Annotated in this window: 7 protein-coding genes and 4 pseudogenes; 3 read left to right on the forward strand and 8 right to left on the reverse strand. The window is 54.5% G+C overall.

Features of this window, described 5'->3' with window-relative positions; translation table 11 throughout:
* The coding region (locus tag KG088_RS17365) for a HEAT repeat domain-containing protein (RefSeq protein ID WP_213827570.1) at positions 1–759 on the forward strand (759 nt) is incomplete at its 5' end.
* Positions 760–844: 85 nt separating this feature from the next.
* Here KG088_RS17365 and KG088_RS17370 read toward each other — a convergent pair.
* The 6 genes and pseudogenes from KG088_RS17370 to KG088_RS17395 form a co-directional block, all read right to left on the reverse strand.
* A pseudogene (locus KG088_RS17370) lies at positions 845–1,785 on the reverse strand (IS1595 family transposase).
* Positions 1,786–1,895: 110 nt separating this feature from the next.
* Positions 1,896–2,378 (reverse strand): helix-turn-helix domain-containing protein, encoded by a 483-nt coding sequence (locus KG088_RS17375; RefSeq protein WP_250148351.1) that lies wholly within the window; start codon positions 2,376–2,378, stop codon positions 1,896–1,898.
* Positions 2,379–2,459: 81 nt separating this feature from the next.
* A complete protein-coding gene (locus KG088_RS17380) occupies positions 2,460–8,216 on the reverse strand; it encodes a DEAD/DEAH box helicase (RefSeq protein ID WP_213827574.1) in 5,757 nt (1,918 codons plus the stop codon).
* 10 nt (positions 8,217–8,226) lie between these two features.
* The gene (locus KG088_RS17385; protein WP_213827576.1) at positions 8,227–10,209 is read right to left on the reverse strand and encodes a hypothetical protein; all 1,983 of its coding nucleotides are present in this window, start codon (positions 10,207–10,209) and stop codon (positions 8,227–8,229) included.
* A gap of 15 nt (positions 10,210–10,224) precedes the next feature.
* A complete protein-coding gene (locus tag KG088_RS17390; RefSeq protein ID WP_213827578.1) occupies positions 10,225–12,744 on the reverse strand; it encodes a hypothetical protein in 2,520 nt (839 codons plus the stop codon).
* 42 nt (positions 12,745–12,786) lie between these two features.
* A pseudogene (locus KG088_RS17395) lies at positions 12,787–13,640 on the reverse strand (IS5 family transposase).
* A gap of 283 nt (positions 13,641–13,923) precedes the next feature.
* Here KG088_RS17395 and KG088_RS17400 point away from each other — a divergent pair.
* Together KG088_RS17400 and KG088_RS17405 are read left to right on the forward strand one after the other, a co-directional pair.
* Positions 13,924–14,421, forward strand: coding sequence for a hypothetical protein (locus tag KG088_RS17400; RefSeq protein WP_213827580.1), 498 nt, complete (start codon positions 13,924–13,926; stop codon positions 14,419–14,421).
* A gap of 158 nt (positions 14,422–14,579) precedes the next feature.
* Positions 14,580–15,591: pseudogene (locus KG088_RS17405) on the forward strand (IS630 family transposase).
* 55 nt (positions 15,592–15,646) lie between these two features.
* Here KG088_RS17405 and KG088_RS19720 read toward each other — a convergent pair.
* A pseudogene (locus KG088_RS19720) lies at positions 15,647–15,784 on the reverse strand (IS5/IS1182 family transposase); the annotation flags it as partial.
* A gap of 86 nt (positions 15,785–15,870) precedes the next feature.
* Positions 15,871–16,440, reverse strand: a 570-nt coding sequence (gene istB / locus KG088_RS17410; RefSeq protein ID WP_213827582.1) for an IS21-like element helper ATPase IstB, incomplete at its 5' end; no start/stop codon positions are given.

Below are 16,440 nucleotides of genomic sequence, written 5' to 3' on the forward strand. Positions count from 1 at the left end.
TCCGACTTGGAGCCGTGCGTGCGCCAAAGTGTTGCGGCAAAACCGAATGCGCCGTCCGAACTCCTGGAGCACCTGGCCTCCGACCCTGTATGGGCCGTGCGCTGGGAGGTTGCGAGGAACCCGATTGCGGCGTCCGAACTACTGGCTCACCTAGCCGGCGATTCAGAATGGGTCGTTTCCTGGGAGGTTGCAGCGAACCCGAAAGCGCCCCCCGAGCTTTTGGCGCGCCTTTCTGTCGTCAAAGTGGTGGGCGTCCGACAGAAGGTTGCGGAGAACCCGAATGCGCCGCTCGAACTCCTGGTGGATCTTGCCTCCGACCCGGAGAAGTACGTGCGAAATGCGGTTGCGGCAAACCCGAATGCGCCGCTCGAACTCCTGGTAAATCTTGCCTCCGACCCAGAGAAGTACGTGCGCCGTACGGTTGCGGCGAACCCATCCACGCCGCCCGAGTTACTGACGCAACTGGCCACCGACCCGGAGGCGGACGTCCGCTGTTGGGTTGCGGTGAACCCGAAAGCGTTGCCCGAGGCTCTGACTCGCCTGGCCGTCGACCCAGAGCCGTACGTGCGCCGTACGGTTGCGGCGAACCCATCCACGCCGCCTGAGTACCTGGCGTGTCTGGCGGCTGACAAGGAAATGCCAGTACGTTGTTCCGTTGTGACGAACCTAGGGGTGTACCTGGAAGACCTCGAGAAGCAGGGGCACTTCTGGCCGCGATGGATTAGCCGACATAATTGGTGGAGGAGGAGTCGACGTTAGCCAGTGTCGATCCGTCAACCAGCCTTCATTCACCGAGAACTGATTGGCGCCGTGTTGTGGTGGTTGAGTGGATAACAAAACCTGATTACGTATATGGCTCAGCCAGCTTCAGCAGGGGGGGTAAGGCATAGGCGGTGTTCGCAGCGCGACCGTGAGGAATCGCGGGATCATGGCGCCTAGGTCGTAACGGCGGTTGAAGCGATACTCGAACTCGGCCAGGTAGCGCGGCGTATGCTTGCCCCGAATCGCGTGGTAGGTGCCGGTGATCGCATTCTTCACGTTGCCCAACAGCGTATTCACCCAGTTGAACGCTGGATGCTCGACGCTGGCGCGGCCGCCACCGACCACGTGCCGTTCATGGTGATAGGGCGCCTTGTCGAACACCTGGAAACAGGCCAGGCCATCGCTGACCACCTGGCTGCCTGCCGCCATGGAGGCGGCGATGCGCGTCAGTTCGGACACGCCGAAGCCGGTCACGCGGCGCAGCTGAAGACGCTGAGGGTGGCCGTCGTCATCGGTCTGGAAGGCGGCGATAAACGGGAACTTGTGGGCCGCGCCGCGCCCGCGCTTTCCCTGCCGCTCACCGCCCAGGTAGGCATCATCCATCTCGATGCGCCCGGTGAGCGTCTCCCCCTGGTTACGCTCGTGCATGACTTGCAGCAGCTTGTGCTTGAGCTTCCAGGCGGTGTTGTAGCTGACACCGAGCTCGCGGGACAGCTGCAGCGCCGAGAGGCCGGTCTTGCGTTGGGTCAGCAGATAGATGGCCAGGAACCAGGTGGTGAGCGGCAGATGGGTGGCGTGGAAGATGGTGCCGGCGGTGAGCGAAGTCTGATGGTGGCAATGATGGCACTGGTAGTGCCCTCGTGAGAGCTGGCAGCGGGTCGTGTTGCCGCACTCGGGGCAGACGAACCCCTTGGGCCAACGATGCCGATAGAGCGCCGCCCGACATTGCTCTTCCGTGCCGTACTGCTCAAGGAAGGCCGGCAGCGATAGCCCGTGCTGGAACTGGATGGGATTGCGAGCCATGGCACTATCTCCTTGACTGTCCAGATAATTCCAGTATAGCGCTAAGCTGGGACGATAGCTGACCAACATGCGTAATCAGGTAACAAAATGGGTCCCCTAAAAGGTACCAGTCACGGCGTCGCCGATTTTGTGGTCTCGTCCACCCCGACAGTGGCCACGTTGGACAGATCCAACTCGCCCAGCATGCGGCCCACATAGTGATACACGATGCGCCACAGGCGCTTGTCGGAAATCTCCAGTTGTCGTGAGACGTCCAGCAACGGCATCTCCTTGAGCAGCGAAATGGCGGCCTGCTCGAACAGCAAGGTGAAGTCGCTACCAGGCCTCGCCCAAGGTAACTCGATGCGCTTGACGCCATGCTCGGGGCACTGGGTGCGAGGCACGCGGGCATACAGATAACGGTGGTGCTGAAAGAAGTTCAGATGCCGCCACGTCTTGTCGGCAAAGTCGTGGGCCGAGCAGGGGTAGAGGCTGCCACGTTCAGCCTCGACATAGAGATCCAGATGGTGAGGCGACACGGCGGTATCCAGGTGCTGGTCCTTGAGAACCCAGGGCGCTTCCAGGCCTAGGGTCAGAATCTGGGTGCCCTGCATGCCATGCCTCCTGTTGTCGTGGAGGCTCTATCGTGGCTCAACGCCGGGAGCGAATTCCACACCCAACGACGAAGAGCCGTTTTAGGCATGATCCAACGCACTCATTAAGCGCCGTGATGCTTCAAACGTATCGATAAATTTGACGGAAAGTCTCCCATCTACCGCTTCCCTGGTTTTTTGGATCTCAGCAGATAGCGAATGCTGAACATCCCAGAAGGGATGCACCACCACAAAGGCTTCCTCGTGATCCAGCACGGCCGGGAGATCAAGAGGCCCAAGCATCCGAATCTCGCGCTTAGCAGGGTTGAGCCGCTGGATATCGTGCGCAACCTGCTCAGCGATCTGCGGCCAGTCACGCAGCTCTGGGTATTGCTCAAAATCACCGCCTAATCCTGCGCGGTACTGTGGTTCCATCAGGCATCTTAAAAAGCTCAAACCAAGACGCCAGTCCAGTAGGCCGTGATAACCTCTATTATCGTAACGTTGCAAGCAGCGATAACAAGCGCGCCCACACTCCCCGCGATGCGTTGGATCAAAGAAAGAGCTGACTAGCGTATCGTTCGGGTTATTTAGCATTGATCGGACAAGTTCTACCACCAATGGCTCTTCCCTATCGCCTTGCTTTGCCGCCAAGCGACGACAAAAACCAGCACCGTTAACCAGCGTATCGGCAATTTGTAAGAATGGCTTGCCTTTTCTTAGTCGAGGTTCCAATGGTTCGAATTCTTCGGGAGCAATATCCATCGCCAGAGCGGCACGTTGTACCAATAGATGTGTAGCGCTTAACGCGGCTGCGCGTAGGTTGGTGCCTGAACGATTTCTGGGACCGATGCGGTCCATAGAGAGGCCTGATGCAATCTTGAGCATACCGAGGCTCATTGCATCCGTACGCTTATGTGAAAATAGCTGCACATGCTGTAGATCAGGAGCATCTGGCATATCACTCCATCGAAAGCCACTTGCTTTATCTGGTAACACTGCCTGATTCGTCAAGTACTCAATACGTTGGCGGCGCTTAGGGCAATAAATACGATGCTGCTGTTTCAACTCTATCTCATAGCTTTCGTGTTCTCCAGCAGCATTCAAGCTACCGCGATTACGCCTAATCACCGAGGCCTCGTTACCACTGGCTACAGACAGGTTGGTATTCGCCACATCTAATGTGGTCATTGGTGAGATGATCGAGCTGGTTTCGCGACGCAGGAGGGGGCGAGGCTTCTCCAACCAATCCGCCACACGAGGCTGAAAATCCGTTCTAAAACCCGCTGGCGAGTAGTACGCCTGGAAATGCTCGATAGGAATAGTGTGGCAGCAGTCTTTGCACATTACGTTATCTAATGGGTTTGATGACATCATTTTGACCGCACCGCAGGTGGGGCAGTCAGCAATGTGTTTTTTTTCCGTCCACCATTGTGCGGCAGGTTCCGGCATCAGCCTCATACCTTGTCGGGTCGGTTGAACAAACCCTAGCTGATCCGTAAAGCCGATACTTTCATGCAAACGCTTATCACGCACGATGACTTGCCCAGGTGCAAATTCATAGATCGCGATGTCGACCTCTCTATCAACTAAATCCCAATCGGCGCCATTCTTACCGGTAGGCTGGAGTCCCAGATACAGCGGACGCACCCGGGTTGGCATACCAAACATGGGTAGCAGCCCGCTTTCGGCCAGAAATTGCCCAAGCCCTATATCACGACGCCTTCCTTCTTCGGCAAGCTTGTTGATTTCTTCTATGACAATACCAGGCTGCATTTTTTCAATCAGACGGCATGATCTCCCTGAAATACCCGCACCCAGAGTTTCCGCTAGTGACTCTACGCCCGGATAAGTTTCGTGCAATGCCTCTTCAAGTCGTCGTGGCCACTGCCCTGGTCCATCAAAAAACACAAGGGTGGGAACATACTCGCCGTGAATATCGGGCTTGGCATCATCACCTGGATAGTCACTTCCGGTTCCATCACGCAAATGCGAAAACGCTGCGGTTAACCACGCCTTTCGCATCAAGCGAAGGCTGATATCCAGGTGATCCTTCGTCAGAAACGGCGGTGGCGGCGCATCACCAGTGATAGCCTCCGGATGGCGGAAGTAGTGCAGGTCATGGCTTCTGCCCCTACACAGCGTCATGGCCAGCGAGAAAGCCTGGCCGCGTCGACCAGCTCGCCCTACGCGCTGCTGATAGTTAAAGCGCTGCGGTGGCATGTTGGCCTGATAGACAGCCTGTAAGGAGCCAATATCAATACCGACTTCCATCGTCGTGGTAACCGACAAAAGATCTATCTCTTCTGCCCGACGTTTCAAGCTATCAATATCTTCATCAATGAAAATGCCCCTAAAGCGACGTAAGCGCTCCGCTGGTGAGCTTGTCTGCCCTGTCAGCTCTTCGCAACGCAGCCGGAAGACCTTCTCGTCTTGGGCAAGCGCCCGCTCAAGACGCTGCGAAATGTAATTTCTTGAGCGCAAGTCAGCAGCGACCAGCTTGGCTATTTGAGGCAAAGGTGTGTGACATCGGGTACAAATACCTGTACCTCTATGAAGGTGAGCACGTCCACATGTTTCACACTCAAACACGGGGGCACCGGGTTCCGCCAATTTAATATAAAGCTTCTCAATTCGAATAATGCCGTTGGAATGCCCTAAGCTGCCCAGCTGCGCCAACATCGTTGTCATGTCGTCAACGTTAATACCCGAGGCAGCAATGAAGCTTTTAACCCTGCGGCTAGTCACCGAAGGGCCATCTGGCCATTCTCGAACTTGATCGCTGCGGAACCATTGATTGGCTTCAACCCGATAGTTGTCTGACAAAACCCTTAATAGCGCATCCAAACGATCATCGCAGTCTGCCGCTGTCGCCATTAGACAGGGATAACCGATACCGGTCTCTTCTAGTGCGAAGTAGTTACGGGCAAAGAGCACATCGTCTAGCAAAGGCCTTTGTGATGTGGCAACGGCTAGCCGTGCGGCATTAACGTCGAGTACATCAACGTCGCCTTTCCAACGCACACCGTCCTGCTTAGCTGTGAATAGCTCAGACCATGCGTAATCACGATCTTTTTCAGCTCCAGGTATACGTTTAACCCCCGTTTCATCAGTAGGGTGAACGCCAATCTCTACCATTCCTTGTAGTAACGGGCCGACTTTATTACTGGAAGAATCCGCTCGTTCCAACACGGCACTGAGTGCTACCCGATCGGCATCACCACTTTTACGCAATGACTTAATCCTGTCATATAGCTCGTCAGCTAAATCGTAGTCACCTGCTTTTTCGGCTTCGTATTGTTGACGCTGTAGCGTTGCGCGATCTTCTATTGCTTGACTGGCCTGGTTCAGCGCCTCTACCAATAACTTACGACGCGTATCGTTATGATGATGGCGTTCAACATCGATCGCCGTTTTGGCCGCATCCTGGCGGCTGTCTGAGAAGGCCACTACCTTGGGAATGGTGCCTGCCCGCTTGAGAATTTCCATCACTTCGGTGACGAGCAGCTGAGACGTTTTGGCAAACCCGGTGCGGAAGCTCCGGATGGGAGAGCGACGGTGCTGCTCACTACGGCGGGAGTAGTCCGCCCCACAGGCTGGACAGCAGGTCGGCCCTGCGGAGCGCGGTTGGCGGCGGTTGCCTGCCATGTGGAAAACATGTCCAGGAATGGCGCTTGGTGGAGCGTTGGGCGGCGCTTCAGGGCGCAGCTGCCCGTTACGCGCATCAAGCCAGGCAGGATGCCAAGCTTCCGCGTCGCTATCCCCCTGTCGAGGTTCTAGCGTTGAGGGCCAGAAGAGAACAAAGGCGTCGTGACTGAGATCTTCGATACCGGTTTCGCTGCCAATTTCAGGCAATCGTTCAAGATCCGGCGTATTGGGCAGAATTTCGAATACAGGGCTTCTGGCGCTTTTGCGGCTTCGCAGGCCACCGATAAACTCGCTATGGCAGCCCTCGCAGTGAAACAGCTCGAACAGCCGCTGCATGCCGTGTTGTGTCTGGACATGACTGGCTCCGCGTTCCACCGTCAAGCCTGCATACTGCAACGCCCCCTCCAACTGATACGGGCTGGCAAAAAGCCCCTCGAGGCTGCGCAAGAACAAATGCTGACGGAACGCTACGGTATCCACTGAATTAAGATCGCCCAAACCTCGCAATATAGTCAGGCCTCTCAGCGCTGCCATGGCGTTGGGGCTACCGAACAGCTTTTCGGCGATGACGCTAGTAGCACGCGCCCGTATTTTGCCGTCCTCACCTACACAGGCTCGCGTGATGCGCGCAGCCGCTTCTTCGATGGCATTGTTGATGCCAGCCCCAGCATCCAGTCCTAGGGCAGCGGCGCAGTCGGCAAGCAAACCTCGCAGGCGTTCATCATTCATGGGCACGTTGAGCCACCCAACATAATCTCCTGTCGGAGTCAGGTAGTGCACAAGCGCAGCAAAGGGCGTCGGCTTGATAGGGCGACTATCGATGGGAGCTACCACTTTGGGCTGGCCGGTGATGACGGCGTTAGCCCAGTATTCAGGTGCTTGCGCGCCCTCACTACCAGGACCTGTAAATGTCCCGAACGGGCCAAAAAAGTCAAACAAATACTGAAGGCTCTGTTGGCGCTCCTCGCCTTCCATCGGTAAGGATGCGCTTGAAGCCAGAATGCGTAACTTATGCCGTAATTCAGGACGATCAAGACCTAGTCTGTTAATCAGTGTACGGATCAATGCAGCAATTTCCGAACCGGTGGAGCCTCGAATCAGGTGCAACTCATCAAGCACAAGGAAAAAATACGCCTCCGGGTCGGTTTCCAGCCATTCTCGCGTCTGGTCGAAGATAGCCGCATCGACATCGCGTGACAGCATAGCATTGAGCATGGAGACGTTGGTCACTAGAAGATCAGGCGGCGTTTCCTGCATATCCCAACGCGTTATCAGCTCCGCACCATGTGGCGAGGGAAACATGTAGCGCGTCGGCTCTTCATCTTTCTTTTGTTGCTGCATCAGCAGATCATAATGGCACGCCTGCTCCTGGTGCTCCACCATCTCACGTAGTGCCGAACGCGTTCTATCGAGACGGTTTCTCGCACGCTGCTTCTCTTTTTGATCACTTCGACGAGGGTGAATACGATAGCCTGGTACTGGACTGGCACTGGTGTAACGCCCGAAGAAAAGCCGGTTGCCGTTTGCATGCCGATCTAGCACGTCGGTAGCTTCCGGTGAATCCAACATCTTGCGTAGCCGTACCATCTGGTCTTCCACCAAGGCATTCATCGGATAGAGCAGGAGCGCCCGCACCGCTTTAGGGCGTTCAGCCGCCTCGCCTTTCCGATGCACCGCAAAGCACTCGTTAACTTGCCACCAAGAGGAGGAGATGTAGCCTTCGCTCGGTGCCGGCCAGCGTGTCGCTTCCGCTGTCAGCTCCGCCAGAATGGGTAGGAGGAAAGCTTCGGTTTTGCCGGAACCAGTGCCTGAAGTCACGATACCCGGTGTGCCATGGGAAAGCCCGTGGTGGAGCATATCGACCTGATGGGCGTAGGGGGTAAACTTACTCTTGCGTGTGAACTCACCGCTTGTCTTTTCGCCTGGGAACAGGCCGGAGAATGTCATATCAATAATGGCGCGTCGCTGCTCGCGGTTGAAACGCGAGAGCGGATTTTGCTCACCGTCGTCCAGGAAACTTTCAAAGGAATGTGAGGCAGGTGTGTAGCGCAGTACCGGTTCAAGAAAAGGTTCTGGCATCAGTGCGCCAGGCTGGCTCAGGATGTCTCGTCGCGCTTGCGTCAGCTCAGGCCGCCTAAGTCGATAGACCGTATCGAGATAAGAGAGATATAGCGCTTTGATATTTTGATAGGCACCAATAGGATCCAGCATGTCACGTTCCTTATGCGTTATCTTCCAGTAACTGCGTCAACCACTGACGCCCTTGCTCGCACTGTCGGGAAAATTGTTCAAGCCGAACACGAATCGCTGTCGGATCGGCGCTGTACATCGCTTCGGCGCGGTAAAGCTCGGCCTCCATGCTAAACGTCAGCGGCTTGCAATCGTCTTGTTCGCTTAAGTAGGCACTCTGCTCCGCTCTATCTATGCCGTAGGGAACAAAAGGCAGATACGTCGTCGATGGCGATACGCTATTACCGATGGGAATGGGTGTTCCTCTGACAGCTTCGGAGGTGGGCTCTAAAGGGAGGCTGGCGTTGGGCAACTCAGGCCAAGTACGCTTTTCATCCAGCATGCCTGCGTCCACACTCGCTACCAGCAGGAGATTCATCGGTCGCTGCATATTACGTATCGCCCCTACTAGGCTGGGCAACCACAGATCCATTGGCGTGCGATTCAATCCGTCAAGCCAGACAAGATGAAACCGTTCTGGCGTGAGAAGCGCCGAAGACCAGGCATGTGCCAGTCCGGTTCTCTCCCCGGTGGCTGGCTGTGCCCATAGATCATTCAGACTGAGCACCCCAGGTCCTAATGGCTCTCTGACAAAGTCGCCTCCGGTCACCACTTTGGCATACCCCGGTATCATAGTTTCTGCTGCTTGCTGCGGCAGCACTACCAACGCACCTGACCGGAGGGCAATGTCGAGATATCGAAAATCGTCGGACGACACGCCTGATCTCCGCGATTCCGCTTTAAAGCGTTGCGTCAGATCCTCAACCGCAACCTTTTGTGCCTTATTAGCCGTTTGTATCCGTGACCACGGTGGTATGCTCTGGTCGATAGGTGCTAACAAATTCGCTTCTTCACCCAGCACATGATGCAGGCGGCTCAGCAGTTTTTGAAAAACCGGCGTATTCTGGTCTTCCATCTCACCCAGCGTGTGGTTGAGCGTGTCGATTTCCGCTGTCAGCTGCGACTTCAACTTATCAATAAGCTGCTGCGTTGAAGATGCTTGCTGCTCCAACGCTTTCTGAGTGTCTTGTTGCTGCTGTATCTCTGAGTTTAATGTCTGGCGTTTGACAGTCAGGTACTCCAGATCCGTTTCGACCAAAGCCCGCACACGAGGCTCGATGTCGCTGCGCACCTGTTCAAAGGCCTGTTGTTGTTGTTTCTCCAGTGCTTCCCGAATGGGCCTAGTTTGCATCAGAGTATCGGCGATACGTGCAGGGGTCTCGATATTAGTGAGTATTTGAGGCAGAAAGCTTTGCAACCACACCTGCAAATAGGCCCAATCTGTATTTTCGGTCGCCAATTTTTGCGCGCGGATGACGAGTGCAATGATACGTTCTCGTTCGGCCCGAGAAGGCCCTTCTGCATCAATTTTTTTTAAGCCTTTCAATAGCTTTTCAAGAAGGTCTTGATCCAGTAACCAAGTCGTTTCGTCTTGTAGTTCTCCTACCGTTATACCGGGAACTTCGAAATAAATGCCATCGAAGTCAACGCCGTCAAATACAGCGGCATTGAGCTGGTATAGAGCTACGGTGCCGGGAGCTGTGACAAATCGTCCACCCTCGGGATGCAGGCTCATTTTCACAACAACACACTGAGTCTCAGAAAAAGCAACAATCAGCTCATTGGAAAACGGTGAGATGCGAACGAGGCCCTCTTCGATCAGTCGACGACGTGCTGCCTCCATACCCAGTTGACGGAAATCCAGAATCTGCCGCAGAGGAATTGCCTGCTCAACAATCAATTGGTCATTACCATCACCAACCTCTCTTGGGTTAGGTTTTGCGACGACAGCAACGGATTGCCGATGCTGTATCCACGGCAGGCTTGGAGAAAAGACTTTTCCCACTGGAGGAAGCTCGTTGCTGAGATTTTTTTTACACCATGCTCCATTCACCGCTTTTGCTTGGCAGGTAATGCGCGCCAATGGCCGGTAAGGGTACTCATCACAAATCCCGAGATAGATATCCTCATCCATAAAGTGCTTCATCTCCTACTGGTAATAATTGGGACGTAGACCACGCCGCCGCTGAGCTGCTAACTGCTTCACTGCCACGCTTATCGACGTATTTGCCGGTGACTGAATGGCCATACCAAACGCCCGTTGCATAATCTCAATCGCCGCATCCGTCTTACCATACAGATAAGTTTGCCTACCCCGCGTGAGATCCAGTCCGGTCTGCACCCCTGTTAGCCGTCTCAACCATATGGCTACCTTTAGAGGCAAATATCCTCCGCAGCCATTTCGAACCAACGTGGTACGGTCTTTAATGAAAAGAGATGTTTTCGTCAGTCGTGCATATTCCATCAGAGCAACAACACGCTGCGTAGTTTTGAAGGTATTTTCTCCACCTTTAATCACGAAAAGATCCCTGTCTTTTTCATGCACCATGCGATCCAAAGTGATTTTGCCCTTTTGCTGGCTCTCTTGACTAACAAATAATCCTGGATCCGGCTTCCAGGTAGCTATACATTGATAACCAACACCCTCTCGATTTTCTTGTGGCCAGCATGTCGGTGCCTTATTGATATTGGGCTGCAAGGCACTTTCACTTTCCCAGCCCAAGGCTTCTGCCAGCTGCTTCAATGCCTCCCCCACCAGCCCGAATACAGGCGCTGCCCAAGGGCGCTCCGCGTTGAGATGGACTTCAACACTAAGTCTCTTGGCTTCAGCCCGTAAGCATGAATGCTCGGACGTCCCCACAGCGCCTTCCACAATGGCTGAATTCTGGCCAGTCAGAACAATCCTTGGCGGCAGTACCCGCCAGGCACGTCCACGCCACTTACGGTTTAGATCTAGTTCCAACCAGCCGGCCTCTTGTAACGAACGCAGCAAGTCCCAGACTAGATGTTGATTAAGCTCATCAGGCAAAGCCCGCTGTATCAGACCGATGATTTCTTTTTCTGGTCTTGTACCACCGACACGTGCATACAGAGCTTCTAACGCATCGCTCAGCCGGTTGGGATAGATACCGGCAGTGACCGGAAGAGCACCATCTATGAATGAGCCATTGCCGTTATCACGAAGCTCAATGGCAGGCTCGTAGTTATCCAGACGTCGCGCCCACTGGGTTGCTCGAGGAGCATTGCTTTCAAGTTTCATGTCGAGGCTTGATGCGGTACCGCTGGGCTGGCTTACGGTAATGCGCCATTGGCCTTCAGTGCATGCAGTATCCGTTATCCAAACCAAATTTCCACAACGTTCGAAGACAAGCGGAGGCTGGATATTGACATCCGCTTTCTCTGGAATACGGATGATCGGCTGATAACCGGGGCGGGCCAACCAGACGCCCCGCATAAGGGGCACACCATCCTCGATACGAAACTCAGAGGCGTTTTGTTGCTTAGAAGGCAAAACTCCCTTGTATGAAGTGATTTCCAGAGCCACTTCAAGAGGCATGGGCTCTGATGCTTTCCAACCATCGTGTATGGTAATGGGATCATCGAAGCCTTGTGTTACTTCCGCAATCTTGGAAAGCACAATGACCTGGCTATTTTCGGGGATTCGGCGGTCATCCTGCGTCCAGTATCCACCTCGGCTTTCGTACAGCACTAGGAGGCCTGTATCTATCAACTGTCGAAGTGGCGCGGGCAAATGCCTTCTACTAAAGAGTGCCGCAAAGTCTCCCTCCCACAGGGGTGTCTCCAATTCTGCGCGGCGATTGCCACACGATAGTGCGACGATAGCCTCGTCTCCTTCCCAACCTCCAAAGCTCAGGGATATCTGCCATAACAGCACTTTGCGAGAAGTTTCGACATGTGCAATGTCGTCCAGCACGCTCTCGATCTGGCGCCATAAGGCATACTGCTCGATAGAGTCGCCAGCAAGATAGCTTCGGCGAAGAGATAGAAGGTCATCTTGCATCCGTGCTGGTAGGGGGTGTCGCCGTCTCCACAGGTGATCAATCAACGAGCCACGGCTTATCAATGCCTGATCGTGTAGTGTCTGCAACACTTTTTTCAGGCAGGCCAAGTCTCCCCGAGACGGATAGGCAAGCTTGACAGCATAGCCTATTTGGCTTCGATTACCCGGGCTTGGTAGCTCAACCGTGCGATAGGCTTCTCCTAATGCCGCTTTAGCATTTAGATGGTTAGCCAGAGCTTTCCAGAGACCGTTAATGCCCGATACACCTTGCTCTGGCCCTAGACCATCGTTGAGCAGCGCACCCAAGCGCTCGCGGAAATTATGGTTATCGCCAACGCCAATAAGCGTCGCTTCCACCAAACAGGAAAGAACTAAATAGTGAAAGTGACGAAATGCATAAAAGCCACCGCCAAAGGACTCGGTTCCACCAAATACCCTTCGAACGCTATCGCGTGTAAAAATTGACAAAAAGGCTTCAATAACCTCTTCATCAGAATATTCATCTAGGCCAGCAGCAAATCTAAGCTCAGCAGGCGTCGCATCCAACGTTGTGAGGGGAGCATTACCGTAGGGGCCATCGGTGCGTAGATAATGGTTTTGGAGAGATTTTTCCCATTCCTCAGATTTAAGGGGATAAGTGACGTTCATCGTGAGTTCCCTCCAAAACCAATTTTAGCCAATGCTAACAGACTAGGCTTTGTCCGAAAAGTCGGCATTCAGGCAATGATCTATGCACGCCAGGCATACCATCGCGCGAAAGCTGCTGGCTAACTTGTCAAAGCGCGTGCAACTTCGTCGCAGCTCTTTCACCCAGCCAAAGCAGCGTTCGATGATATTCCGCTGCCGATATTTCGGCTTATCAAACCCTCTTGGCAGCCCTAGTCAAGGCTTCCGGTGCATCTTGCGGTTGCCGATGACAGGTATCATTTAATGACGGTCGCAGTAACGGCGCAGTTCATTACTGTCATAGCCTTTATCTGCCACCACATAGCGACAGCGCTTGCGAGGCCGGCCTGCCGGGTCAGGGAGACGCACTTGCTCCATGGTGGGAATGAAATGACACGTATCCGAGTCTTGCCCAAGTGTCAGCGTGAACGTCAGGGGCAAGCCATGGATATCGCAGACCATGTGGATTTTGGTCGTTAAGCCGCTTCGGCTGCGGCCCAGCGCATGGTCTACCGGTTCGTCAGGTCCCCCCTTTTTTCCGCCTCCCGAGGCGGCCCGTGTCGCGCGGATCGTCGTCGAGTCGACCATCCAGGTGTCCACATCCATCTATCCATCTTCACGCAGCCGAAGCTGGAGACGGGCCAGGATGGCTTCAAAGGTGCCCTATCTCGCCACTGGCGGAAACGGTCATAGACTGTCTTCCAGGGTCCATAGCGCTCGGGCAGATCGCGCCACTTGGCCCGCGAGCACAGGATCCAGAAGATGCCGTTCAACACCTGGCGATCATCACGGCGTGGACGCCCCATGGTTTGAGGCGGGGAGACGATATCTTCGATCTGGGCCCAACCGTGGTCGGAAATATCATAGCGTCCTGTCATACCGTCACCTATGCAACTGCGACATAGGGTAAATTAGCACATGCTACTTTTAGGACAAAGCCTAAAGTGCCTTTAAGATCGCACCTTGCACGTAGCTACCTTGGAAAGATTTTTTTTCTGGTTATGTTTTATACATAAACTCAGTAACCATGCGGCCGCGCGGTCATTAGACATTACTAACTATAAGTGGAGTTGCTTTACCCGGGTTGCTTTGTCCTTCGAAAACATTATTATAGGCACAGCTGAGATCAGTCAGCCAATAACACCAAACCGGAGAATCATTATGATCACGTTAACTGTCGACGACATTATTGATTACAGTGGCGAAGCTGCTAGGCCATGCGGCGTCATTTGCGGAAATTTATATGAAAATGATGAGTTCCTCGGATTTTATGAGGAAACCGTATTCCAGCGAGACGGAAGCTGGGAACTCGAATGCTCTAATCAGAGCAGTACAATCCTGGAGGCAGTTCAGAGGGCAGTTGATGTCCGTCTCAATGGGTGCGATATCGATACAAGCTTCATTCGGGAGAGCACCATTGGCTTAACAATCGAAGCTGTTGAGGAAGACGATAAGGGTACGTACGCTCATGGAAACTTTGGTAAGGGCAGCAATATAATGGGGTTTTTTAATGTACCCTTGCGCTTACACGAGGGGGCGTGGATACTCGATAGAGATAACCCTAGGGAAATTTACATCGATGAAATGATTAACGGTCCTTCCATATTTTTGGATATTCAAAAAGCCATCGATGAGCGGCTGAATTCAGTAAGCCCCTGATTCCAAGCGGCCATAGTATGATGCACTATGGCCATTAATTATTAATAGGAGCTATTTCCCAGCCTGTTTTATCAAGCGCTTCGCTTCCGTGGTAAGTACTCGAACACATATTTTCCGCTATGCTTATCATCCTGACCCGTTGCGCCAGGAGGATGAGCATGACCTTCCGCTTTGTGCCGCCCCTATCCGACGCTGATCATCAGGCACTGATGGCAACCTACACCTATGGCGAGAAACCGGCCCTGCGTCGTCGGGCGCATGCCATCGTGCTGAGCCATCAAGGCCATACCATTGACCAAATCGGCAAGATTTTGTCCGTCACCCGCGAAACGGTCTCGCTCTGGTTCGATGCCTGGGAGGCACAGGGCCTCGAAGGGCTTCGTGACAAACCGCGCAGCGGTCGCCCCGCCATCTACAGTGAAGCGGAGCGGAAACGGTTACTGGAACTCGTTTAAGCGCAACCTCATCAGTTGAAGGCCGTCCAGGCCAGGTTTCAGCAGGAAACCGGGAAATGCGCCTGTACCATGACGATCAAGCGAGCTTTAAAAAATCTGGGCTATAGCTTCAAACGTACCCGGCGATCCCTGAAGGCCGGCGTGACGAGACGGACTTCCGCCACACCCACGACCTACTGACTGAGCTTCAGCGTTGGGAAGAGCTGGGCGGGACGGAACGGTACTATTTCGATGAGTCAGGCTTTACCCAGTCCTTCGCCTTGCCTTACGCCTGGAGCCCTATCGGCCACCCTCGGGAAATGCCGGCCTACTCACACAGTCGTCGCCTGAACGTGCGGATTTATTGAGTCGTCAGGGCAAGCTGATCTATCACGCGACGATGGCGACCATCACCACCGAGGTGGTCATCGAGACCTTTGACCACCTGGTGGCCCAGAAACCGCCGGACGCATTTGCCATCGTGGTGCTGGACAATGCCAGCGTCCATCGCTCGGCGCATTTCCAGCGCAAGCGGCTGGATTGGCTGAATCAGCGGGTGCATGTCGTCTATCTCTCGCCGTATTCGCCAGAACTGAACCTGATCGAGATTCTCTGGCGCAAGGTCAAGTATGAGTGGCTGCCGTTGACGGCTTACGGAAGCTTCATGTCCTTGAAAGACCATGTCCATAAAGTGCTGTCAGGTTACAGCAGCGAATACCGGATTACTTTTTTATAGGTACTTAACAACGGATTCCGGTTCGCTCGACCACCCAGCGATGACGCCCGGGTCACTGACCGTCTTCCACGCCCCGACGGGCAATGCAGGGTTGGTTACCCCGGGCTCGGCACGATCGTCGGCAGCCCCGATGATCGTACGCCTTATCCGCATGCAGCTTGTTGGGACGACGACGAGGCCGCCCCGGCCAGCCTGAAGATAGGGGCGAAACGCTCTCAAGCAGCGTTGTCAACGCCAATGAAGATTGTCCGCTTTTCATCACTTCAGATTGTCCGGTTTTTATCCGTGCTCTTTCATCGGAACAGACTCAGGCTCTTGTGAGGTGTCGTTCTCCTTGGGGGTGGGGGTGGTGACTAAACCGGCGCGTCGCTTGTCTTTCAGCCGGTAGCTCTCGCCTTTGATGTTCAGGGTGGTCGAATGATGCAGCAGCCGATCCAGGATTGCCGTGGCGATGACCTGGTCGCCGAAGATCTCGCCCCAGTCCATGAACGACTTGTTCGAGGTGAGGATAGTGCTGGCCCGCTCGTAACGCCGATTAATCAAGCGGAAGAACAGGCTGGCTTCCTCGCGGGTCATCGGCAGGTAGCCCATCTCGTCCAGCACCAGGACCTTGGGGTAGGTCAGCTGCTGAAGTTGTCGATCGAGACGGTTCTCCTGACGGGCGCGCATCAGCGTGCTGACCAGCCGGTCCAGCGTCATGAACAGCACGCGGTGGCCGGCTTCGGCGGCTTTTACCGCCAGAGCCACGGCGAGGTGCGTCTTGCCGACACCGGGCGGGCCGAGCAGCACCACGTTCTCGCCGCGTTCGACGAAGCCCAGGCCGGCCAGGTCGCGCACGATCTTGTGATC

Origin of the sequence: Halomonas jincaotanensis, from assembly GCF_018448785.1 — a bacterium.
GTDB lineage: Bacteria > Pseudomonadota > Gammaproteobacteria > Pseudomonadales > Halomonadaceae > Halomonas > Halomonas jincaotanensis.

What these genes read in the sequence shown, in the direction of transcription:
- KG088_RS17375 (WP_250148351.1), bottom strand. Translation starts at nt 2,378, where the DNA reads ATGCAGGGCACCCAGATTCTGACCCTAGGCCTGGAAGCGCCCTGGGTT.
- KG088_RS17380 (WP_213827574.1), bottom strand. Translation starts at nt 8,216, where the DNA reads ATGCTGGATCCTATTGGTGCCTATCAAAATATCAAAGCGCTATATCTC.
- KG088_RS17385 (WP_213827576.1), bottom strand. Translation starts at nt 10,209, where the DNA reads ATGGATGAGGATATCTATCTCGGGATTTGTGATGAGTACCCTTACCGG.
- KG088_RS17390 (WP_213827578.1), bottom strand. Translation starts at nt 12,744, where the DNA reads ATGAACGTCACTTATCCCCTTAAATCTGAGGAATGGGAAAAATCTCTC.
- KG088_RS17400 (WP_213827580.1), top strand. Translation starts at nt 13,924, where the DNA reads ATGATCACGTTAACTGTCGACGACATTATTGATTACAGTGGCGAAGCT.